Genomic DNA, 20,775 nt, shown 5'->3' on the forward strand with positions numbered 1-20,775 from the left:
GGATAGTTGCGAGGGCGAAGGCGCGCGACGCGAGCACCGCAGGAGCGAGTGGAGCGAGCGACGAGGAGCGTGGTTCGAGAGAGCGAAGCTCCCTCGTTATCACGAAACGCCTCCGGCGTCTCGAACGACAGCGAGCGCACCGAGCCCTCGCGACTGGGGCTTTGGAGCTGTTCACCGTCGATCGTTCGTCAGTCAGGTACAGCCGAGCGACTGGGGTCTGGAGGTGTTTTCCGCCGATCCACAGCTGGCCGATTGTACCAATTCGGCTGAAATCTCTGCGCAACCGACCCCACCGTCTCACACCGATACTTAAGAGACGAATTTCAGTAGGTCGTCGCGGTTGTGGTCGTGGAAGCGCGTTCGGAGACACTCCTCCAGCGCCTCGATGTCGCCGCGCTTCGCGCAGATCGGAGCCACGCGGTCGGACCACTGCTGCCACGGCGGGTAGAGGCCGAGCCGGTCGCAGATCGCGTCGAGCCGCTCGTCGAGGTCGTCGATCTTGTCGGTCTTGTTGACGGCGATGATCGGCTCGACTCCCACGTCTTCGAGGAACCCGAACATCTCCACGTCGTGCGGAATATTCCCCCGCTCGGCGTGACGGTCGATGATGTCGACCGCGGCCTTCCCGTCCATCACGACGACGCCGGCGAGAATGGAGTCCGCGTTGTCCTCTAGGTAGCGGACGATGTCGGTCTTGATCTGCTCGCGGTGCTCCTCCTCGACGCCGGACATGAAGCCGAAGCCGGGTAGGTCCGTGAACATGAAGCTCTCGCTGGCCCAGTCGAAGTGGTTCGGCTGGCGGGTGACGCCCGGTTTGCCGCCGGTCGAGAAGTCGTGGCCCGTCAGTTCGCGCATCAGCGTGGACTTGCCGACGTTCGAGCGCCCCACGAGGACGACCTCGGCGTCGCGGTCCGGCCGGTCTTCGGACATACGCGTACGTGGTCGGTAGAGCGGTTTAAAAGGCGCGTCGCGGCGGCGCGGTCTCAGGCGGTCGCGGCGTCGCCGACGCTCTCCCTCCCGGCGTCGATCCCGTCGGTCCGGTCCGCGAACGCCGCGCCGAACATCCGGAACACGGCGACCTGTCCGTAGAACTGGACGAACGGGACGAGCACCGACCCGACGACGGTCACGAGGAGCACGACGGAGACGACGAACACCCCGATCGCGACGAGAATCGGTGCCAGTACTGCGAGGAGGTAGTCGGCGCTGAAAAGCGTGGGTTTGAGCAGGTCGATGTCGAACGCCGCGCCCGCCCTGCCGCGGACCGCGTACGCCGTGAGGGCCGCCGGGACCGCGTAGTAGACGAACAGCAGCACCGGGAGAAACGCCAGCGCGAGCAGCGCGCCGGTCACCCCGATGAGCGCACCCAGATCGCCGCCGACGCCCGACCCGATCCCGGCGACGACGGTGACGAGGACCACGTAGAGGACGACCGGGACGACCGAGTACGCGAGCGCGATCAGCGCCCCGACGACGCCCTTCGCCAGCAGGTCGCCCCAGTCGTCGAACTCCGGCGGCTCGTCGTCCCCCGCGACGGTGCGCTCCAGCACCCGCACGAGATATCCGAACACGAGGAACGTCGGGATCACCAACACCGAGAGCAGCCCCAATACGCCGCCGACGACCATCCGCCCGACCCAGTCGCCGCGCACAGGATAGGAGAGTCCGTCTTCGATCATACGCCGTGATGACGGCGATCGGGTATATAACTCCCCGCCGTTCGCCGCGTCGCCGACTACTTGTCCGCGAGGGCCGACCGACTCCCATGGACAAAGAGGCCGTCCGCGAGGCGGTGTGGGACGCGTTCGACGAGGGCGATCAGGCGCGGTTCCCGTTCCCGCCGCACGACCGGATCCCGAACTTCGCCGGCGCGGACGCCGCGGCGACGCGGCTCGCGGAGACCGAGGCGTGGGAGTCGGCCGCGACGCTGAAGGCCAACCCCGACGCGCCGCAGCTGCCGGTCCGTCGGGCCGCGCTCCGCGCCGGGAAGACCGTCTACGTCGCGCAGCCGCGGCTCCGCGACCCGAACCCGTTCCTCCGCCTCGATCCGGCCGAGATCCCGCCCGACGAGATCGACGACGCGACGACCGTCTCCGGCATCTCCGAGTACGGGACGCCGACAGCGCCCGATGGCGTCGCGCGCGTCGACCTGATCGTCGTCGGCTCCGTTGGCGTCACGACGGGCGGCGCCCGGGTCGGCAAGGGCGAGGGGTACAGCGACCTGGAGTGGGCGGTGCTCCGCGAACTCGACGTCGTGGATGACGACACGACGGTCGCGACGACGGTTCACGAGCTCTCCGTCCTCGACGGACCCGAGTCGGCGGTCGGAGCCGATGTCGACCTCCAGGAGCCCGACGCTCACGACGTGCCGCTCGACCTCGTCGTCACACCGGAGCGAGCGCTCCGGACGGAGACGCCGTACGCGCGACCCGACGGCGTCGACTGGGACGCGCTCGACGCGGAGAAGCTGTCCGAGATACCGGTTCTCGCGGAACGGGCGCCGGAAGAAGGATAACGACGGCTGCGACCCTCGCCGCGGGAATCAGTCGGCGTGCTGCGGCGTCGGTGCTGATCGCGCCGACCGGTGGTCGGCGACGTGGCCGCACTTCGGACAGACGAGCGTCCGCTCGTCGCCGTCGCTGACGACGAGCCACCCGTCCGACAGGGGGCTTTCGAAGCGACACTCCGGACAGAAGAGGACCGACTTCCCGCGGGAGGGCGGGGAACCGCTGGCGTCTGCGTTCATGTTCTACTGTACGGGTCCGAGGTATAAGGGCCTTGTTCGACCTGATCGTTCAGTATGATCGACTTTGCCACGCCGATTTGTGACTCGTTTCCGAATGTTCTGGGCCGTACGTTTACTAAATGAGGGAAATATTGATCGGCATCGTTCACAATCGTTCCGCGGAGACCGGCGGGGGATCGGCGGGTCGCGTCCGGGAGTTTGGCGGGGGCTGTGCTCGCGCGAGGGCGCTCCCCTGCCCGCTCTGGGTCGACGCGCCGACCGCGCTTACCGCGCCAGCGGCATGTTGTAGCTCGTCTCCTCGTCCATCACGTACTCCCAGGTGGCCTCGCACTCGCAGGACACCTGCTCGAACACGCTCGGGTCCTGCCGCCTGTCGAAGTCCTTGATCGCGGTCTGGACGCGGTCGTCGCACTCGCCGCAGTTGTGCGCGCCGCGGTCGGAGCCGTGCCCCACGGGATCGGAGACGACGATGGCGTCGACGTCGGCGGTCTCCTCCAGTACGTGCGCGACCGACCAGAGCCACGGCGGCCGGTAGCCCCCCTCGAAGAACAGCTCGTCGACCATCGTGTACCGCTGGACGTTCGTCGGGTTCATCGAGACCGTGTGACAGCCGTCGACGGCCGCGCAGCGCCGGATCGAATCGATCATGTCGGCGGCGGCCTCGGGCTCCGCGAGGAAGGGCGGCTTCATCAGGAGGTACGCTTTGATCCCCACGTCGGCGGCGAACTCGCCGTCGGCCGCGGCCGCCTCGGCGCAGGCGTCCTCGAAGTCGGCGAAGTCGAAGTACTTGTTCACGCAGTCGTGACGGACGCGGTCGGTCGCCGTCTCCAGCCCGACCGCCACGTCGGTGGCGATCTCGTGGTCCGCGAAGTCGGCGATCTTCTCGCGGTCGACGAAGTCCGGCAGCGATTCGACGACGATCCGGTCGCGGTCCGCGAACGTCTCGGCGATCGCCCGCCGCGTCTCCGCGGGGACCTCGCGCTCGTCGAGGAAGGAGCCCGAGGTGTAGATCTTGATCAGCTCGGCCGGCTCGTCGGCCTCCTCGGCCTCGTGATCGAGGCACGCGTCGATCTGGGTCATGAGGTCCTCGTGCGCGACGCTGCCGCCCTCGACCGACTCCGCGACGTACCCGCACATCGTACAGCCCCCGGCGCGCGCCCACCGACAGCCGCCGGTGTTCAGGATGATCGTGAGGGAGTTCACGACGCCGTCGGGCGTGTTGTCCTCGTCGATCCAGACGCGGGTGGGCTCCGTCGGGTCGTACGTCTCCGAGCGCTCGGCGCGGATGTCGCGCATCACGGCGTTGTGCGCGTCCATCCCGCGCCCCTGCTCGTACGCGTCGGGGCTCGGCTGGCTCATTGTCGGTGGAAGCGGGCGAGCGCGTAAAGCGGTGTCGTCATCGCGGGAACGGCCGGCGCGTCGCTGCGGGTGTGATCGCGTCTGGCCCGCGGGGACACTCTTCCGCGCGCCCACCGCGGTCGAGTCCCTCGCCGACCCGTCTCAGAAGGGTTGTTTGTGAAAGATTCTCAAACATCGCGAATTGATAAATATATACTATTTCATAGAAAGATTTTATACACATCACTAAGTGAAATAATTCGATGTCACGGGACCGTGACTACGGACGGCGTGACGTGTTGCGAGCGGGTGGAATCGTACTCGGCGGGTCGCTCGTCTCGGGATCGGCGACGGCCGCCGACGGCGACGGCGCGACGACGCTCACAGTCCTGTCGTACAACGACATTCAGACGGCTGCGGCGGAGGACAAGAAGTTCCCGCGGCTGGTGACGCTCATCGAACAGCGCCGGGCGGCGGCCGACGGGCCCGTCGTCGTGGTCGGCGGCGGCGACGAGGTGGGGCCGCACGCGCTGAGCCCCGTCTCGCAGTGGCGCGCGCCGGTGGACGTGCTCAACGAGGTCGAGCCGGACGCCGACGTGATCGGGAACCACGAGTTCGACTACGGGCTCGACCCTATCTCGGACGTGACGGCCGACTCCGAGTTCCCGTGGCTCGCGACGAACCTCGTCGACAGCGAGACCGGCGAAGCGTTCGACGGAACGGAGTCCGTCCGAATCGTCGAGCGAGGCGGTGTCAAGGTCGGTCTGATCGGACTCGTCGACGAGGGCGCGACGTTCGGAAAGACGAACATCAAATTCAACGAAGAAGGATTGACCCTCGAAGAGTACACCGAAACCGGCCCCGCCGAAGCGAAGCGGCTCAAGGAGGACGAGGGCGTCGACGCCGTCGTCGCCCTCGCGCACACGGGCATCGGCGACGCGGAGGCGCTCGCCGAGGCCGACGCGGACGACGACATCGACGCGATCGTCGTCGGCGACGACGAGCAGTTCTATCCGCCCGAGGAGGTCGACGGATCGATCGTCTCCGAGGCTCGGGCCCGCGCCCGTTACCTCAGCGAGATCGAACTGACGATCGACGGCGGCGAGGTCACCGCGTTCGACGGGGAGCTGATCGAGGTCACCGACGACATCGAGAAGGACCCGACCGCGTCCGACATCATCAACGAGTACCGCGGAGAGGTGAGCCTGGACTCGGTGATCGTGGAGACGGAGACGCCGCTCGACGCCACGTTCGGCTCGAACTACCACCGCGAGACGAACTACGGAAACGTGGTCACCGACGCGATGCGCGAGCGCGTCGACGCCGATGTCGCGATCACGAACGCCGGCGGCATCCGCTCCGACTCGGTGTACGGGCCCGGCGAGATCACCGGCGGAGACATCTTCAACACGCTTCCGTTCCCGAACACCGTCGTCTCGCTTGAGCTCACTGGCGAGGAGCTCGTCGAGACTTTGGAGAGCCAGGTCGTCACGCTGGAGAGCGACACCGGGCAGAACTTCGGCGAGGAGATCTCTCAGCAGACCAGCGGCCTGCGCTTCGAGTGGGTCCCCCACGACGACGCCGACGAACCGATCCGCGACGTGTACGTCGACGGCGAGCCGCTCGACCCCGAGGAGACGTACGAAGTGGCCGTCAACAGCTTCATCGCAAACGGCGGGAGCGGCTACCCGCTCGACGACAAGCCCGTCGAGGACACCGGCGAACTCCAGGCGACGACGGTCGTGAACTACTTAGAGGAGAAAGATACCATCGCTCCGACCGTCGAGGGGCGGATGCAGCGCGTCGACCGCGACCTGCCCGACGCCGCCGTCACCGTCGACGGGAACGGCAAGGTGGTCTCTCAGTTCGACGCGCCCGACGACGTCCAGTCGGTCGCCGAGGACACCGTCGCCGTGTGGACGCCGGAAGGTGACCACGTCGACGCGGAGAAGGTCGTCTTCGACGAGGAGGACGAGACTCTCGTCGTCCGGGTCGACGACAGCAACTTGGCGGACACGATAGAGGACGCGGACGACGGCGACGAGGTCGCGCTCGACATCTACGCCGAGTACGAGTCTAGCGAGTACGACCACATCTACTTCGAACGCTCTCGGCTGAACGCGGACGTGTCGGCGACCGTGCGCCGCCGCGGTCGGGGCCTCGGCAGCGCCGGTCCGCCGGGACGCTGAACGCAGGCGGGTTTAGCGCTCGTCGTCGCGGTCGCCCGCCGTCTCCGGTCCGCGCCCCCAGGCGACCGCGATCGCCGCTCCGATGACCGCGCCGACCGCGTTGACCGCGGCGTCCCCCCACGCGAAGGAGCGCCACGGGATCGGCGCCTGGACGAGTTCGATGCCGAACCCGAACGCGACCGCGGCGGCGGCCGCGAGGAAGGGGCCGACCCGCCGTCCCCCCGTCGTCGGAACGAGGAGGCCGGCGAGGACCGCGTACCCGACTACGTGAAACGGATCGGTGAGTCCGATTTCGGCGGGGAGAGCGTCGAGGACGCCGCCGAGCGCGCTCTCGCCCCCGCCGGACGATCCGGGCACCGGGACCACCGACGCGACGAACACGGCGAGCGCGAACCCGAACGCCCTCGCTCGCTCACGCCTGATCGACCCTAAGCGGCGCCTGATCTCCCCCGGACGCCGAGCGGTCGCCTCTCCCCGTCCGCCTCGGTCGGTCACAGTCGTGCTTCGAGTCGCCGGCAATTATGGACTGCGTCTTCGCGATATTCGGCGCCCGACCCGTAAGACCGACCGAAACCGGTCGTTTACACTACGCCGCTACCGGACGATGTGAATCTCTCACACCGCGCCGCAGTCTCCGGATATTCGCGCGGTGAACGCTCGGGCTACTGATAAACGTCGCACCTCCGAGGCGTTCACTTTTGTAACGCTTTATGGTTTCGTACGGAGGTCAACAACTAACACGCTGTGGTCCTTCTATAATGATAGAGCATTACATGACTGAAATGGGCGGCTACCGCGACCGTGTGGCACAGGTCGACCTCAGCGGCGGGGAGGTCAACTACCACGGGATCGACGACGAGGACGCGGAGAAGTACATCGGCGCGCGCGGACTCGGCGTCAAATACGTCTTCGACAAGGGGCCCGACGTGGACCCGCTGGGACCGGAGAACCGACTGGCGTTCATGACCGGACCGCTCACGGGTACCCAGACCGTGATGAGCGGCCGGATCGCCTTGGTGACGAAGTCCCCGCTGACGGGGACCGTCACCGACTCGCACCACGGCGGCTGGTCCGGCGCCCGGCTCAAGTGGGCCGGACTCGACGGCGTCCTCCTCGACGGAGAGAGCGACGAGCCGGTCTACCTGTTCGTTGAGGACGGCGACGTGGAGGTGCGCGACGCCTCCCACCTCTGGGGACAGGGCGTCCACGACACGATCGACCAGATCGGCGAGGAGGTCGACGGGAAGGTCGGCCGCGACGTCTCCGTGATGGCGATCGGGCAGGGCGGCGAGAACCAGGTCCGCTACGGCTGCGTCATCAACGAGGACGACCGCGCCTCGGGCCGCGGCGGCACCGGCGCCGTGATGGGCGCGAAGAACGTGAAGGCGGTCGTCGTGAAGTCGGGCACCAACATGCCGAAGCCCGCCGACCCCGAGACGTTCCAAGAGGGGTACCAGCAGGCGATGGAGGTCATCCGCGAGTCCGACGTGACCGCGCCCAACGAGGGCGGCCTCTCGATGTACGGGACGAACGTCCTGATGAACGCGACCGAGGAGATGGACGGCCTCCCGACGAAGAACGCGAAGTACACCTCGACCGAGGCGTACCACGACGCGGAGGGCGCGGACATCGAGGCGGAGCAGGTCTCCGGCGAGAACGTCCGCGAGAACATCCTCGTCGACGAACCGACGTGCCACTCCTGTCCCGTGGCGTGTAAGAAGGAAGTCGACGTCAACGTCACCCACAAGGGCCAGGAGATGAATGTCCGCACGGAGTCGTACGAGTACGAGTCCGCGTGGGCGCTCGGCCCGAACTCGGGCCACTCCGACCGCGACGAGATCGCCCGCATGTTGGAGCAGTGTAACGACCTCGGTCTCGACACCATCGAGGCCGGCAACATGATGGCGATGGCGATGGAGATGAGCGAGGAGGGCAAACTCGACGGCGTCGGCCACCTCGACTGGGGCGACTCGGAGACGATGATCGACCTCATCGAGGAGATCGGTCACCGCTCGTCCGACCTCGGCGACCTCCTCGCGGAGGGTCCCGAGCGCGTCGCCGACGCGAAGGACGCGCACGGCAACAAGCTCTCCGTGAAGGGCCAGACGATGGCCGCCTACGACCCGCGCTGTATGAAGGGGATGGCGATCGCGTACGCCACCTCGAACCGCGGCGCGTGCCACCTGCGCGGCTACACGCCGGCCGCCGAGATCCTCGGGATCCCGGAGAAGGTCGATCCGTACGAGTGGGAGGGGAAAGGCGAGCTCACCGCCACCTTCCAGGACCTCCACGCGGTGTCGGACTCGTTCGATATCTGTAAGTTCAGCGCGTTCGCTGAGGGGATCGAGGAGTACGTGCTCCAGTACAACGGTGTGACCGGCCAAGACCTCTCGGAGGACGAGCTGTTTGAGGCCGGCGAGCGCATCTACAACCTCGAGCGCTACTACAACAACCTCGCCGGCTTCGAAGGCGCGGACGACACGCTGCCGAACCGGTTCATCGAGGGCCACCCGGACGCCATCCCCGGCACGGGCGCCAGCGAGGGCGAACTCGTCGAACTCGACCAGCTGAAGGCCGAGTACTACGAGAGCCGCGGCTGGGTCGACGGCGTCGTCCCGGACGAGAAGCTCGCCGACCTCGGCATCGACGTCGGCCCCGGCACCGGCGTCTCCGCCGGCGACTCCGCGGCCCCCGCCGACGACTGAGCGGGAACGCGTCCCGAGCGAGGGCGAGAGCGCTCGCGCGTCGACGCCTCTCGCCGCTTCGTGTTTATTTTTAAGTGAGCTCCGCCGGAAGCTCCGCGTATGGCCCACGACCCGCTCTCGCCCTCCGAGGCCCTCCGCACGCGCGTCGGCATCACGCTCGCCGCCGTGAGCCTGTTCGTGTTCGTCTACTCGCTGCTGATCCTCGGACAGATACTGCTCGGCGTCTGGACCGTCCTCGTCCTCACCGTGGGACCGTACCTCTCGTACCGGCTGTTCGCCGCGCTCGACTCGCTCGCCGACGCCGCCCAGCGGATCGCCGCCGCCCGCGAGCGCGAGGTCGACCGCGACGCCCGGTCCGGCCGCCCCGTCGACCGTGAGAGCCCGGACGGGAGCGAGCGCCGGTCGGAGCGCGCGACCGAGCGCGATCGCTGACGGCGGCCTCGCTCGTCTCTATTACTGCCCGCTCACGCGAACACGACGAACCGGAAGACCCACAGCGTTCCCATCCCGGTCGCGATGGTCGCGAACACGTTTTCGGTCCGCCACGCGACCGCGCCGGCGACGGCGCCCGCGATCAGCCGCTCGTCGAGGAAGGTCGCGGTGACGGACGGCCCGAGCGTCACCAAATCGGGGAGGACGAGCGCCGCGAGGACGGCCGGCGGGACGTACCGGAGCGGCCGCTGGAGGCGCGTCGGGACGCCGTCGATCCGCCCGAACAGGTGGATGAAGGAGAGCCGGATCCCGTAGGTGATGACGCCGATGACCGCGATTGCGACCCAAGCGCGCGGGGAGGCGGCGAGGGTGCCGAGACCACTGCTCACGACACCCTCACCTCCGTCACGAGGCCGGCCGCGACCCCGCACAGCGCGCCGACGAGCAGGCCGAGGTTGAGCGGGAGCCCGGCCGCGACGACCGCGACCGCGCCGCCCGCGACGCCCGCGACGGTGGTCGGTCGGTCCTTCATCGCGGGGACGAGGAGCGCGAGGAAGACGAGCGGCACCGCGAAGGTGAGCCCCCACGCGTCGGGGACGCCCGCGCCGAGGACGACGCCGACGACCGTCCCGATCTGCCAGACGATCCACAGCGACGCGGCCGCGCCGAGGTAGTAGCGCCACCGGCTCCGGTCCGGGTTCTCATCGAACTCAGCGACCGAGAGGGCGTACGCCTGGTCGGTGAGGAGGTAGGCGAGCCCCGCGCGGAGCCGGCGACCGTAGTCGGCGAAGTGCGGCGCGATGGAGGCGGAGTACATCAGCATCCGGAGGTTGATCACGGCCGCCGTCCCGACGACGACGGCGAGGGGCGCGTTTTCGCCGAGCAGTTCGAGCGCCGCGAGCTGGGAGGCGCCGGCGAACACGATCACGGACATCCCGACCGCCTCGGCGAGACCGAGCCCGGCGTCGACCGCCGCGATCCCTGCGACGAGGGCGAACGGCGCGACGCCGAGCATGAGCGGCGAGACGTCGCGCACGCCGGCTAATAGGTCCTCGTCGAAGACGCCCCCGCCCACGGCTACTCCTCCCGCGGGTACGGCGGCTCGTCGTACTTCGCCGCGAGGTGGTCGGCGTGGTCCAGCTTCGCGTTCGCCTTCCGGAAGGCGCCGAGCAGCGAGTGGATCTCGCGCTCGGTCGGGTGCGCGCGCCCGAGCAGCCGGCGCATCAGCAGCGCGTTCTTCTCGCGGACGTGGTCGCGCTGCCCCGTCGCCGCGAGGAACTCGTCGAAGAACTCGTGGAAGCGCTCGAGGTCGGCCTCCGGAGCACGGGTCACCTCCGTATCGGGCAGCTGCGTCTCCTCGACCGTGAGATCGCGAAGCTCGTACAAGAGGACCGTCGCGGCCTGCCCGAGGTTCAAGACGGGGTAGTCGTCGTCGGCCGGGATCGAGCACACCTCGTCGAGCCGCGAGAGCTCCTCGTTGTTGAGCCCCCGTCCCTCGCGGCCGAAGACGATCGCGGTGGGCGCGTCGACCGTCTTCAGCGACTCGCGCAGCTCGACCGGGGTCTTGAACGGGAACCGCTCGTGGCTACGGTCGTCCTCGCCGGTGATCGCGGTCGTGCCGACCGTGTGGTAGTTCGCGACGACCTCGTCGAATGTGACCTCGGAGGCGTTCGGAAGCACGTCCTCGCGGGCGTGTCCGGCGAAGCCGTACGCCTCGCCGTCCTCCGCGATCTCCGGCGGGTTCACAAGCTTGAGGTCCGCGAGCCCGAAGTTCTTCATCGCCCTCGCGATGGTGCCGACGTTGCCCGGCGTCTCGGGCTCGACGACGACGACCACGGGCTTCCGTCGACCGCTCGCGGGCGTTTCGACCGCGTCGACGTCCGACTCCTCGTCGCTCATCGGTCCGACGGGTAGTCGGTCGAGAGGTCGAGGTCGGACTCGGCGAGCTCCTCTTCCGTCAGCTCCTCGTCCGAGCGCTCCTTGCCGGCGAGTTCGACGATGTCGATCCGCTCGCCCTGGAAGTCCTCTTCGAGCCGCTCCTGGACCTCCTGCTGATCGGGCAGGTCCGGGAGACCGTCAGGGTCCTCGTCGACGTGCTCGACCGAGCCGTACCCCTCCGGCGCCTCATTGCCGGCGGCGACCCACTCGTGGAACCGGTCGGCGAACTCGACGGACCCCTTGTACTCGCTGCCGCCCGCCTCGCGGAACCAGTAGAGCAGGTCGGGTTCGTGCTCGGCGCAGAGCAGCACCTCGCCCTCCGGTTCGCCGTACACGATCTCCGCCTGCCTACAGCGGTTGATCTCCTCGTCGCCGTGCTCGAGGTAACAGACGTCGCAGGGCTCTTCGACGAGGGTGACGAGCCGCACGAGTCGCTCTCGCGGATCTTCGGGGATCTCGTCGAGGGGCTTCAGCTCCTCGTCGTCGGTGAATATCTCGTCCTCCTCGAAGCGCCACCCGCGGAGGCCGATGCTCACTTTCGCCATGTCTCACGCTACGCTCCGGCGGCGATAAAAGCGCGTCCTTCCCGGCACGAGGGGTCGCTACGCCGCGGCGAGGTCGAAGCGGCGGCCGCGAGCGAGAGCCAGACTGCGACGGTGAGTGGACGGAGAGTTCATACGGGTCGTGGGCGCACCGAGTGACATGTCCCTCCCCGGACCCGTGACGGCGCGACGCCGACGCCGCCGTTTATCACTCCGGCCCCCCTCGGCGCAGACATGAGACGGCGGCGACTCCTCGGGCTGGCCGCGGCCGCGACGACGGGCGCCGCGGCGGGCTGTCTCGGGGGCGACGACGCGACGAGCGACGGCGGCGATTCGACCGACGGCGACGCGGGTGGCGGGCCGGACGGCGCGAACGGCGGAGCCGACGACGCAGACTGGCCGACCGGAACGTACGCCGACTACGAGACGACGACCGTGACCGTCGAAGGTCCGGACGGGGGAGCTCGGGGGTCGGTGACGGCGGCAATCGCGGACACCCGTGACAAACGAATCCTCGGCCTCAGCGGCGCCGAGTCGCTGCCCAACGGGGGCGGGATGTTATTCGTACACGACTCGCCCGGCCCCCTGACGTACGTGATGCGCGAAATGGACTTCGGCATCGACATCGTCTACGTCGACGGCGACCGAGAGATCACCTCGATCCACAACGCGCCCGAACCGGGACCGAACGAGGACGGTGAAGATCAACGGTATTCCGGCTCCGGGCAGTACGTGCTGGAGGTCCCCTACGAGTGGACCGACCGCCACGAGGTCGCGGTCGGCGACTCGGTGCGGTTTAATATATAACTGGGGTTCGGAGGCGTGTGCGATCAGTTATAACCAGCCGATCGTGGCCCTGCGACGAACACCTCCAAACCCCCAGTCGCGAGGGGGCACACGCTCGCTGTGTTCCTCGGTCGCTCACTCCGTTCGCTCCCTGCGGTGCTTGCGTCGCCTGCGCCCCCTCGCGACTGCCCCTTCGAGTCCCACCCGACCGCGACCGCACCTCACGCCTCCCCAGCCTCGTCGCTCACGCCCTTCGGGCGTTCGCGACTCCTTCGCGCGTGCCCCTCGCGGCCTCCGCTTCGCTCCGGCCGCTCGGTCGCACGCACCACCGCCCGCCGACCATTTATAAGCGATTGCGAGGGCAGTTCTCCGGCGAGCGCCTCGGGTACTCGCCCCGTTTATGTCGCTCGCGCCCGTGGTGATCGTATGCGAAACGTGGACGCCGCGGGGCTCGGGATCGGCGACGACCATCCGCCCCGGATCATGGGCGTGCTCAACGTCTCAGAGGAGTCGCCGTACGACCCCAGCGTGTACGACGACCCCGGCGAGGCCGCCGCGTACGTCGACGAGGAACTGATCGGCGAGGGCGCCGACATCGTGGACGTGGGGCTTGAGTCGGCGAACAAGGACCTCGACGTGCTCTCGGCCGAACAGGAACTCGACCGCCTCGACACCGCGGTCGAGACCCTCGAATCGACCTCCGGCGACGCCGTCTGGTCGATCGAGACGCGCTATCACGAGGTCGCGGACGAGGCGCTCTCGCGCGGGTTCGACATGGTCAACGACATCTGCGGGTTCGCCGACGCCGAGATGCCCCGCGTCTGTCGCGAACACGACGTGGCGGTGTCGAAGATGGCCTCGCCGCCGGACCTCGAACGCCCGGGCGCGGTCGAGGACGTCGACGACATCTACGAGGCGCTCTCGATGAACGGCCTCACCGACAAGACGATCCTCGACCCCGCGTTCGGCGGCTGGTCCGAGGCCAAGACCCACGAGGACGACCGGGAGACGTTCCACCGGCTCCGGGAGTTCCGGGGGTACGGCCGCCCGCTGCTCGTCTCGATCAACCGCAAGAGCTTCCTCAAGACCATCGCGGGCCGCAGCACCGAGGAGGCGCTGCCGGTCTCGCTCGCCGCCACGTCGATGGCGGTCGAGCGCGGCGCGCACGTGATCCGCACCCACGACGTGGCCGAGACGCGCGACGCGGCGCTCGTCGGCGCCGAGTTCGCCCGCGACCGACACGACTCTCGCGGCGACTCCGACGCGGTCGGAGTCGAGGAGCTCGACGTGACGACGGTCCGCGAGGCCGAGCGTCACCTCGACCGGATCGGCGCGCCGGAGGCCGCTCGGGGCGACCGCGGCGCCGCCGACACCGCCGTCGTTCGTACCTACAAACTCACCGGGCTCGACGACCCCGCCGTCGGTGCCCTCCGCGCCGCGACCGTCGGCGACGACGCGACCGGCGCGACGTTCGCGCTGGGCGATCCGAACCGGGCGGCCGCGGCGACCCCGTCCGCGACCGACGGCGGCACCGGCGGGGCGTCGTCAGGCGGCGACGACCCCGCTGACGGCCGCCGCGGGCTCCTGATCGCGACGCCCGCGGCGCTCGATTCGGTTAGAGAGGCGGTATCCGGCGCTTCACGGGCGCTTGACGCCGCGATCGACGGTATCGACCGACACGTGAATTAAGAGAAAGTTTATGCCCTCGTGTAGACAACCGATCGACCGGACGCCGGAGGGGCACGCGGGTAGGGGTACTCTGTGCCACTCCGGCCCATACCATATCTCGCCCGCTGAGCGGCGGCGCCGATCGACGGGCGCCCAGTCGCGCGTCCCGAGGGGGGCCCGCACGTGAACTTCGCGACCTTCGAGCCCGTCTACGAGGCGATCCTCGCCGACTTCGGGTTCGACCGGGCCGACGACGAGCGCGTCCGCGATACTGCCGCCGACCTCGCGACTCCGTTCCCGCTCGGCCGCCTCGGTGACTGGGCGGACGAGACGGTCGCCGTCGCGGGCGCGGCCCCCTGTCTCGCCGACGAGGTCGAACTCGCCCGCGACGCCGATGTCGTCGTCGCGGCCTCGACCGCGGCGGACGCGCTCGCTGACCGCGGCGTCGCGGTCGACTGTATGGTGACAGACCTCGACAAGAACCCGGAGACGGCCGCGGAACTGACGCGCGATGGCGTCCCAGTCGCCGCGCACGCCCACGGCGACAACCTCCCGGCGGTCCGCGAGTGGCTCCCGCGCTTCGCCGACGAGTGGACGCTGGCGACGACGCAGGCGGCGCCCGTCGGGCCGCTCCGCAACCCCGGCGGGTTCACCGACGGCGACCGCGCGGCGTTCCTCGCCGACCACCTCGGGGCCGGCGAACTGGTCTTTCCGGGGTGGGAGTTCGACGACCCCGCGGTCGACCCGATGAAGGCGCTGAAGCTCGACTGGGCGGCCAGACTGCTGCGCTGGCTCGAACGCCGCCGCGACGAGCGGTTCGCGGTGCTCGACGGGCGGCGTGCGGGCGCCGACGCGGCGCTCCGAGAGATACTCGGCGAGGCGTTCGCCCGAGACGCGGCCGACCAGTAGCCCGCGTCAGTCCGACCGCTCCACGCGCGGCTCGGGGAACAGCTCGCTCTCGTCGCGCTCGCCGATCCACTCGGCCAGCTGGACGAGCTGGTCGGCGGCCGCCTCGAACAGGCGCTCGGCCTTCTCCGGCGTCACGTCGGTCGGGTCGCCGAACGCGCCGTTCGCTGAGTTGTCGACCGCGTCGTAGAAGGTTCGCGCGCCGTGGACGGTCGTCTCGGCGCTTTCGAGGTCGACGAGCCCGCCGTCGCGCGCGTCCTCGAGCCGGTCCTCGCGGACGAGGTCGGGCGCGAGGTGGGTGACCATCGCCGTCTCCTTGGGGCCCGCGTGGGGGCCGTTGCGCTCGAAGAGGTCGTCGACCAGCTCCGGGATCGACTCGTCCCACATCCACTCGACAGCGTAGCCGACCTCGTCCTCGTGGAGCCGGCGGCCGACCTCTCGGAGGTGCTGGACGTTGCCGCCGTGGGCGTTCACGAACACCACGCGGTCGATCCCGTGGTACGCGAGGTTCCGGGCGAACGACTCGACGTAGTCGCGGAACTCCGGCGGGTCGACCCACATCGTCCCCGGGAACTGGCGGTGGTGGGGACTAACGCCGACGTTGATCGTCGGCGTCCGGAACGCGTCGGATCGGTCCGCGGCCGCCGTCGCCAGCCCCTCGGCGATCAGGTGGTCGGTCCCGAGCGGAAGGTGCGGGCCGTGCTGTTCGGTCGAGCCGAGCGGGACGAGCGCGACGGAGCCGGGAGCCAGCGCGTCGCCGAGCTCCGGCCAGGTGCGGTCCGCGAGGTACATATCACCGCCTCGCGCGCGACACGTATCAACCCCGCTCTCTCGGTCCGGTCCGCCGCGATCGGGACCGGCGAGCGTCCGTGACGCGCCGTTGCTTCGACCCGTGTCGACACCCTTTTTGTGTCGTCCGGCCGAACCGGTGACCATGTTCGGAGGCGGCGGCATGAACCCGCGGAAGATGAAACAGATGATGAAACAGATGGGGATCGACGTCGAGGAGCTCGACGCCGAGCGGGTCGTCATCGAGACGGCCGACGGCGACGACCTCGTCTTCGACGGCGCGCAGGTCACCAAGATGGACGCCCAAGGGCAGGAGACGTACCAGATCGTCGGGTCGCCCGACGCGGTGGCCGACGCGGGCGGCGCGGCCGCAGTCGAGGGCGGTGCGGACGCGAGCGCGATCGAAGCCGAGGACGCGGCCGACGAAGACGATGGCATTCCGGAGGAGGACGTCCGGCTGGTCGCCGAGCAGGCTGGCGTCTCGAAGGACGACGCCCGCGAGGCGCTGGAGGCGGCCAACGGCGAGCCCGCGCGGGCGATCTCGGACCTCCAGTGACGGACGCCGCGTACCTGCTCGTCCACGCGGACCGCGAGTACCTACTGGAGCCGGGCGAGGAGTTCGGCACCGACCTCGGCGTGATCGAGGTCCCCGAGGACGTCTCGGCCGGCGACGAGGTCGAGACGCACCTCGGCACCGTCTTCGAGGTCCGCGCGCTCCGCGGCCCGGACCTGTTCAACCACCTCGAACGCACCGGCGCGCCGATGATGCCCCGCGACGTGGGCCTCGTGATGGGGCATACCGGCGCGTCCGGCGGCGACCGCATCCTCGACGCCGGCACCGGGACCGGGATCCTCGCCGCGTACCTGGGGCGCGCTGGCGCCGACGTGACCACCTACGAGATCGACCCCGAGTTCGCCGACGTCGCTCGCGAGAACATGGCGACGGCGGGCGTCTCCGACCGCGTCGACGTCCGGACCGGCGACCTCACCGACGAGCTGGACGCGCTCGCCGACGGCGAGCCGTTCGACGCCCTGACGCTCGACACCGGCGACGCTCCCGCGGTCGTCGAGCGCGCGGACGACCTGCTCGCGCCCGGCGGCCGCCTCGCCGTCTACTCGCCGTTCGTCGAGGGGACCCGCGAGGCGGCGCTCGCGGCCCGTGAGGCCGGCTTCACCGAGGTCGAGACGTTAGAGACGATCCAGCGCGAGATGGACTTCTCCGACCGCGGCTCGCGCCCCTCCACCGCGGGCGTGGGCCACACGGGCTACCTCGTGTTCGCCCGGGCCCCCTGACCCCGCCGCCGACACCTCTCTCCTCCCGACCCCGGTCAGCGCAACGCTCTTTCGGATCGCGACGGTCGAAACGGTGTGGGCGCGGACGACGCTGAACCCGAGGCCGACGCAGCCGCCGGAAGCGACGGGTCCGGGCCGTCACGCACCCCCGAGGACGCCGGAAGCGACGGGTCCGCCTCGGCAGGTGCTCCTGCCGCTGCCGACCCCGACTGCGTCGGCGACGCGACGGAGGTCGCCGACGCCCTTCCGCGTCCCGACGACCCCCTGACCGAGTCGGTCGAGGCCGCGTTGGCGGGGCGTTCCGGGGTCGTCGCGGTCGGCGTCCCGCTCCGACTTCTCCCGGCGGTGCTCGCGGCCCGCAAGCGATCGCCGGGACCGCTGTGGCGGGTCGCGTGTCGCCCCGGCGTCGTCGACGCGCTCGCTCGCGCGCCGGTCCTCGGCACCGCGGTCGCCGAGGCGGTCGAACGCGACGAAATACGAGTCCGGACCGGCGACCCGCTCGGGCACGGGACGGGCGGGACGCTCTTCGCGACCCCGGAGCGCGCCGACGCCGTGATCGGTCCCCGCGGGGACCGCTCGCTCGCGACGACGGCGGCCGGTGCCCGTCCGGAGGCGGTCGGCGCCGCCCGCGCGACCGCTGCGGCGCGGTTCGACGCCGCGACGGTCGAGCCGGTCGAGATGCCTTCTCGGCGGCGACTGCTCGCGGTGGCGCGGGAGATCCTCGACGACCGCTTCGCCGACGACCTCGCGACCGTGCTGGAGTCGCTTCCGCCGGGCGAGTTCGGCCGCGCGACGGAGCCGTCGGACCGGTCGCTCCTCGTCGCGCTCGCGGCCCGACACGACCATCTCTTCCGCGACCTCCGGGCGTGGGCCGGCGCCGACGGCATCGGGATCGCCCCGGCACAGGAGTTCACCGGCGACCGGCAGGCCCTCGTCGAGCGGGAGCTGATCGAGTCGATCAAGGTGCCGGCGGGACCGGGGCGGCCGATGCTCCGCCTCCGCGCGGTCGACGACGCGCTGTTGCGCGCCCGCGCCGAGGAAGTGCCGAGCGTCCTCGAAGGGCGGTTCGATCTGCCGAGCGACGCGGACGGGCGGACCCGACACGACGCCGGCCGCGGCGAACGCCGGCCGGTCTGGGAGCGGAAGCGTCGGTGAGTGCGGGCCCGCGACTCGCCGTCGGAGGCGGCCCGTCGATCCGACGTGACAAGAACTAACTCGCGGCAGCGCCCTCAGAACGGTATGACGACGTTCTCCGACAGGGTCGAACGGATCTCGATAAGCGGGATCCGCGAGGTGTTCGAGGCGGCCGGCGACGACGCGATCAACCTCGGGCTCGGACAGCCCGACTTCCCGACGCCGCCCCACGCCCGCCAAGCCGCCGTCGACGCGATCGAGTCCGGAAAGGCGGACGCGTACACCGAGAACAAGGGGACCCTCGCGCTGCGGGAGGCGATCGCCGAGAAGCACCGCGCCGATCAGGGGATCGACCTCGACCCCGACAACGTCATCGCGACCGCGGGCGGCAGCGAGGCGCTCCACGTCGCCTTGGAGGCGCACGTCGACGCCGGCGACGAGGTGCTGATCCCGGACCCCGGGTTCGTCTCCTACGATGCGCTGACGAAGCTGGCCGGCGGCGAACCCGTCCCCGTGCCGCTCCGCGACGACCTCACGATCGACCCGGCCGCGGTCGAGGCGGCGATCACCGAGGACACCGCGGCGTTCGTCGTCAACTCTCCAGGGAATCCGACCGGGGCGGTCTCCTCCGAGGAAGACGTCCGGGAGTTCGCGCGCATCGCCGACGAGCACGACGTGCTCTGTCTCTCCGACGAGGTGTACGAGTACACCGTCTTCGACGGCGAACATCACTCGCCGATCGAGTTCGCCGAGACGGACAACGTCGTCGTCGTCAACTCGGCCTCGAAGCTGTTCTCGATGACCGGCTGGCGGCTCGGCTGGGTGTACGGCGCCGAGGAGCGCGTCGAGCGCATGCTGCGCGTCCACCAGTACGCGCAGGCGTGCGCCTCGGCGCCGGCGCAGTACGCCGCCGAGGCCGCGCTGCGGGGCGACCGCGGCGTGGTCGACGAGATGACGGCGTCCTTCGAGCGCCGCCGCGACATCGTCTTGGAGGGGTTCGCGGAGATCGGCCTCGACTGTCCCACCCCGAAGGGGGCCTTCTACGCGATGCCGCGGGTGCCCGAGGGATTCGTCGACGAGTGTCTCGACCGCGGCGTGGTCGTCGTCCCCGGCGAGGCGTTCGGGGAGAACGGCGCCGGTCACGCGCGGGTCTCGTACGCGACCGACGAGAGCGACCTGCGCGAGGCGCTCGACGTGATGGCGGAAGCGTACGAGGCGGCCCGCTGAGGCGACGGCGAAGCGCCTCGGCCGATCAGTTCCCCCCGTCGTTCACGATCCGGAGGTACCGCTCGTAGTACTCGTCGCCGTACCGGATCATCGCTTCTTCGGTCTCGCGGACGCCGGCATCCTTGCGAACGTTCCCGTCGAGGTAGTGGCGCGCGTCGATCGCGCGGAGCAGTTCGGCGTACGCGTCGGAGTACGGGTGCGTCTCGCCGTACTCCTCTGCCTCGGCCCGGTCGACGATCCGTCCGGCCTCCGCGGAGAGTTCGTCCCGCTCGACCCTCGGACCGACGAGCGCCGCCCGGAGGATCGACTCCATTCGCTCGGGGCTCTCGGCGACCGCCTCGGCGGTCGGTCGGTGGACGGCCTCGTGAAACCGCTCCCGTTCGATTTCGACCCGGTAGGTGGTGTCTCGGTAGGTCACGTAGTCGGGACCGTCGTCGTCGAGCAGCGCGCTCTCCGCGCGCGAAGCTTCGGCCCGATACGCGTAGCCGCCGCGCTCGACCAGTCCGACGGGATAGCCGCCCACGCCACCGCGGGCCCGCGCAGCAAAGTGCGCGATGTGGACGGCCCGCTGGTCGGCCTCCGGGAGACCCCCGTCTTCGCCGCCGTCGACCGGCGACTCGCCGTCGCCGGCTGACGCTCCGTCGCTCTCGGCCTCGAAGAGCCGGAGAACCGGGTAGGTCTCGGCGACCTCGTCGACGATCACCGACCCGAGCCGGTAGTAGGTCCCCTCGAAGCGGGCGTACGCGGGGTCGTCCGGCTCCGCGAAGAACGGCTTCCGGTGTCGGATCGTGTACGGCTCGCCCGCCAGCGCGGCGTCGAGCGCCGCCCCGTCCCACCGCTCGGGCGGGGCGTCGGGGTCGCGAACGTACCGGTCGCGCAGCGAGCCCTCGACCCGCGAGAGCGAGAGCCGCAGTTCCGGCCCGTCGTCTGACTCGTCGTCGCTATCGGTCCCGAGACAGCCGGCGGCGGCGCCGATGCCGCCCGCGAGCGCACCGGCGAGCAGTCGACGGCGGGAGGGCGCGAGTTCGTCCATACGGGGCAGTCGCACTCGCCGCGGCAAAGTCCTTGCCGAAACTCAAGCG

At 69.9% G+C, this 20,775-nt stretch carries 22 protein-coding genes; 11 read left to right on the forward strand and 11 right to left on the reverse strand.

The window, feature by feature from the left end:
- Positions 1–309 precede the first annotated feature (309 nt).
- Positions 310–930, reverse strand: a complete 621-nt coding sequence (engB, locus tag EXE51_RS11815; RefSeq protein WP_137692717.1) for a GTP-binding protein EngB — start codon at positions 928–930, stop codon at positions 310–312.
- A gap of 53 nt (positions 931–983) precedes the next feature.
- Positions 984–1,679 carry a DUF4013 domain-containing protein gene (locus EXE51_RS11820; protein WP_137692718.1) on the reverse strand — a complete coding sequence of 232 codons (696 nt, stop codon included), beginning with the start codon at positions 1,677–1,679 and terminating at the stop codon, positions 984–986.
- An 86-nt stretch (positions 1,680–1,765) separates the two neighbouring features.
- Here EXE51_RS11820 and EXE51_RS11825 point away from each other — a divergent pair, with 86 nt between their 5' ends.
- Positions 1,766–2,515, forward strand: coding sequence for a 5-formyltetrahydrofolate cyclo-ligase (locus EXE51_RS11825; protein ID WP_086220285.1), 750 nt, complete (start codon positions 1,766–1,768; stop codon positions 2,513–2,515).
- Between the two features lie 27 nt (positions 2,516–2,542).
- Here the strand turns inward: EXE51_RS11825 and EXE51_RS11830 are convergent, their stop codons facing one another.
- Together EXE51_RS11830 and EXE51_RS11835 are read right to left on the reverse strand one after the other, a co-directional pair.
- Positions 2,543–2,746: a hypothetical protein gene (locus tag EXE51_RS11830; protein WP_086215585.1), complete on the reverse strand. Its 204-nt coding sequence runs from the start codon at positions 2,744–2,746 to the stop codon at positions 2,543–2,545.
- A 264-nt stretch (positions 2,747–3,010) separates the two neighbouring features.
- Entirely contained in the window at positions 3,011–4,105 is a 1,095-nt protein-coding gene (locus EXE51_RS11835) for an archaeosine biosynthesis radical SAM protein RaSEA (RefSeq protein WP_086215586.1), read from the reverse strand.
- A 275-nt stretch (positions 4,106–4,380) separates the two neighbouring features.
- Here EXE51_RS11835 and EXE51_RS11840 point away from each other — a divergent pair, with 275 nt between their 5' ends.
- Positions 4,381–6,273, forward strand: a complete 1,893-nt coding sequence (locus EXE51_RS11840) for a bifunctional UDP-sugar hydrolase/5'-nucleotidase (protein ID WP_094580233.1) — start codon at positions 4,381–4,383, stop codon at positions 6,271–6,273.
- 12 nt (positions 6,274–6,285) lie between these two features.
- Here EXE51_RS11840 and EXE51_RS11845 read toward each other — a convergent pair whose 3' ends face one another.
- A complete protein-coding gene (locus EXE51_RS11845) occupies positions 6,286–6,768 on the reverse strand; it encodes a hypothetical protein (RefSeq protein WP_394338143.1) in 483 nt (160 codons plus the stop codon).
- A 278-nt stretch (positions 6,769–7,046) separates the two neighbouring features.
- Here EXE51_RS11845 and EXE51_RS11850 point away from each other — a divergent pair, with 278 nt between their 5' ends.
- Together EXE51_RS11850 and EXE51_RS11855 are read left to right on the forward strand one after the other, a co-directional pair.
- A complete protein-coding gene (locus EXE51_RS11850) occupies positions 7,047–8,978 on the forward strand; it encodes an aldehyde ferredoxin oxidoreductase family protein (protein ID WP_049929384.1) in 1,932 nt (643 codons plus the stop codon).
- Between the two features lie 99 nt (positions 8,979–9,077).
- Positions 9,078–9,410, forward strand: coding sequence for a hypothetical protein (locus EXE51_RS11855; RefSeq protein WP_086215587.1), 333 nt, complete (start codon positions 9,078–9,080; stop codon positions 9,408–9,410).
- 32 nt (positions 9,411–9,442) lie between these two features.
- Here the strand turns inward: EXE51_RS11855 and EXE51_RS11860 are convergent, their stop codons facing one another.
- Genes EXE51_RS11860 through EXE51_RS11875 form a run of 4 tightly spaced genes read right to left on the reverse strand, consistent with a single transcriptional unit; the run spans position 9,443 to position 11,893 of the window.
- Positions 9,443–9,799, reverse strand: a complete 357-nt coding sequence (locus EXE51_RS11860) for an AzlD domain-containing protein (RefSeq protein WP_137692719.1) — start codon at positions 9,797–9,799, stop codon at positions 9,443–9,445.
- Positions 9,796–10,485 carry an AzlC family ABC transporter permease gene (locus EXE51_RS11865; protein WP_049929387.1) on the reverse strand — a complete coding sequence of 230 codons (690 nt, stop codon included), beginning with the start codon at positions 10,483–10,485 and terminating at the stop codon, positions 9,796–9,798. The genes EXE51_RS11860 and EXE51_RS11865 overlap by 4 nt, the downstream gene beginning before the upstream one ends.
- 2 nt (positions 10,486–10,487) lie before the next feature.
- The gene (locus EXE51_RS11870) at positions 10,488–11,309 is read right to left on the reverse strand and encodes an RNA methyltransferase (RefSeq protein WP_137692720.1); all 822 of its coding nucleotides are present in this window, start codon (positions 11,307–11,309) and stop codon (positions 10,488–10,490) included.
- Entirely contained in the window at positions 11,306–11,893 is a 588-nt protein-coding gene (locus tag EXE51_RS11875; protein WP_049929390.1) for a hypothetical protein, read from the reverse strand. The genes EXE51_RS11870 and EXE51_RS11875 overlap by 4 nt, the downstream gene beginning before the upstream one ends.
- Positions 11,894–12,124: 231 nt before the next feature.
- Here EXE51_RS11875 and EXE51_RS11880 point away from each other — a divergent pair, with 231 nt between their 5' ends.
- The 3 genes from EXE51_RS11880 (at position 12,125) to EXE51_RS11890 (ending at position 15,253) form a co-directional block, all read left to right on the forward strand.
- A complete protein-coding gene (locus EXE51_RS11880; RefSeq protein ID WP_137692721.1) occupies positions 12,125–12,697 on the forward strand; it encodes a DUF192 domain-containing protein in 573 nt (190 codons plus the stop codon).
- A 405-nt stretch (positions 12,698–13,102) separates the two neighbouring features.
- Complete coding sequence (folP, locus tag EXE51_RS11885; RefSeq protein WP_199234055.1) at positions 13,103–14,365, forward strand: dihydropteroate synthase; 1,263 nt, start codon at positions 13,103–13,105, stop codon at positions 14,363–14,365.
- A 162-nt stretch (positions 14,366–14,527) separates the two neighbouring features.
- Positions 14,528–15,253, forward strand: coding sequence for a 6-hydroxymethylpterin diphosphokinase MptE-like protein (locus EXE51_RS11890; protein WP_137692722.1), 726 nt, complete (start codon positions 14,528–14,530; stop codon positions 15,251–15,253).
- A 6-nt stretch (positions 15,254–15,259) separates the two neighbouring features.
- Here the strand turns inward: EXE51_RS11890 and EXE51_RS11895 are convergent, their stop codons facing one another.
- Positions 15,260–16,042, reverse strand: coding sequence for a creatininase family protein (locus EXE51_RS11895; RefSeq protein ID WP_094552606.1), 783 nt, complete (start codon positions 16,040–16,042; stop codon positions 15,260–15,262).
- Between the two features lie 142 nt (positions 16,043–16,184).
- On the opposite strand from EXE51_RS11895, the gene EXE51_RS11900 reads away from it, so the two are divergent.
- The 4 genes from EXE51_RS11900 (at position 16,185) to EXE51_RS11915 (ending at position 19,693) form a co-directional block, all read left to right on the forward strand.
- On the forward strand, positions 16,185–16,595 hold the full coding sequence (locus EXE51_RS11900; protein ID WP_049929393.1) for a nascent polypeptide-associated complex protein: 411 nt from the start codon (positions 16,185–16,187) through the stop codon (positions 16,593–16,595).
- Positions 16,592–17,332 (forward strand): tRNA (adenine-N1)-methyltransferase, encoded by a 741-nt coding sequence (locus EXE51_RS11905; protein ID WP_094520306.1) that lies wholly within the window; start codon positions 16,592–16,594, stop codon positions 17,330–17,332. Before EXE51_RS11900 ends, EXE51_RS11905 begins: the two co-directional genes overlap by 4 nt.
- Positions 17,333–17,407: 75 nt before the next feature.
- Complete coding sequence (locus EXE51_RS11910; protein ID WP_137692723.1) at positions 17,408–18,487, forward strand: DUF5821 family protein; 1,080 nt, start codon at positions 17,408–17,410, stop codon at positions 18,485–18,487.
- A gap of 84 nt (positions 18,488–18,571) precedes the next feature.
- A complete protein-coding gene (locus EXE51_RS11915; protein WP_094580211.1) occupies positions 18,572–19,693 on the forward strand; it encodes a pyridoxal phosphate-dependent aminotransferase in 1,122 nt (373 codons plus the stop codon).
- Between the two features lie 25 nt (positions 19,694–19,718).
- On the opposite strand, the gene EXE51_RS11920 is transcribed toward EXE51_RS11915, so the two are convergent.
- Positions 19,719–20,726, reverse strand: coding sequence for a hypothetical protein (locus tag EXE51_RS11920; RefSeq protein WP_137692724.1), 1,008 nt, complete (start codon positions 20,724–20,726; stop codon positions 19,719–19,721).
- Between the last annotated feature and the right edge of the window lie 49 nt (positions 20,727–20,775).

Origin of the sequence: Halorubrum sp. CGM5_25_10-8B, from assembly GCF_005435095.1 — an archaeon.
Lineage (GTDB): Archaea > Halobacteriota > Halobacteria > Halobacteriales > Haloferacaceae > Halorubrum > Halorubrum ezzemoulense.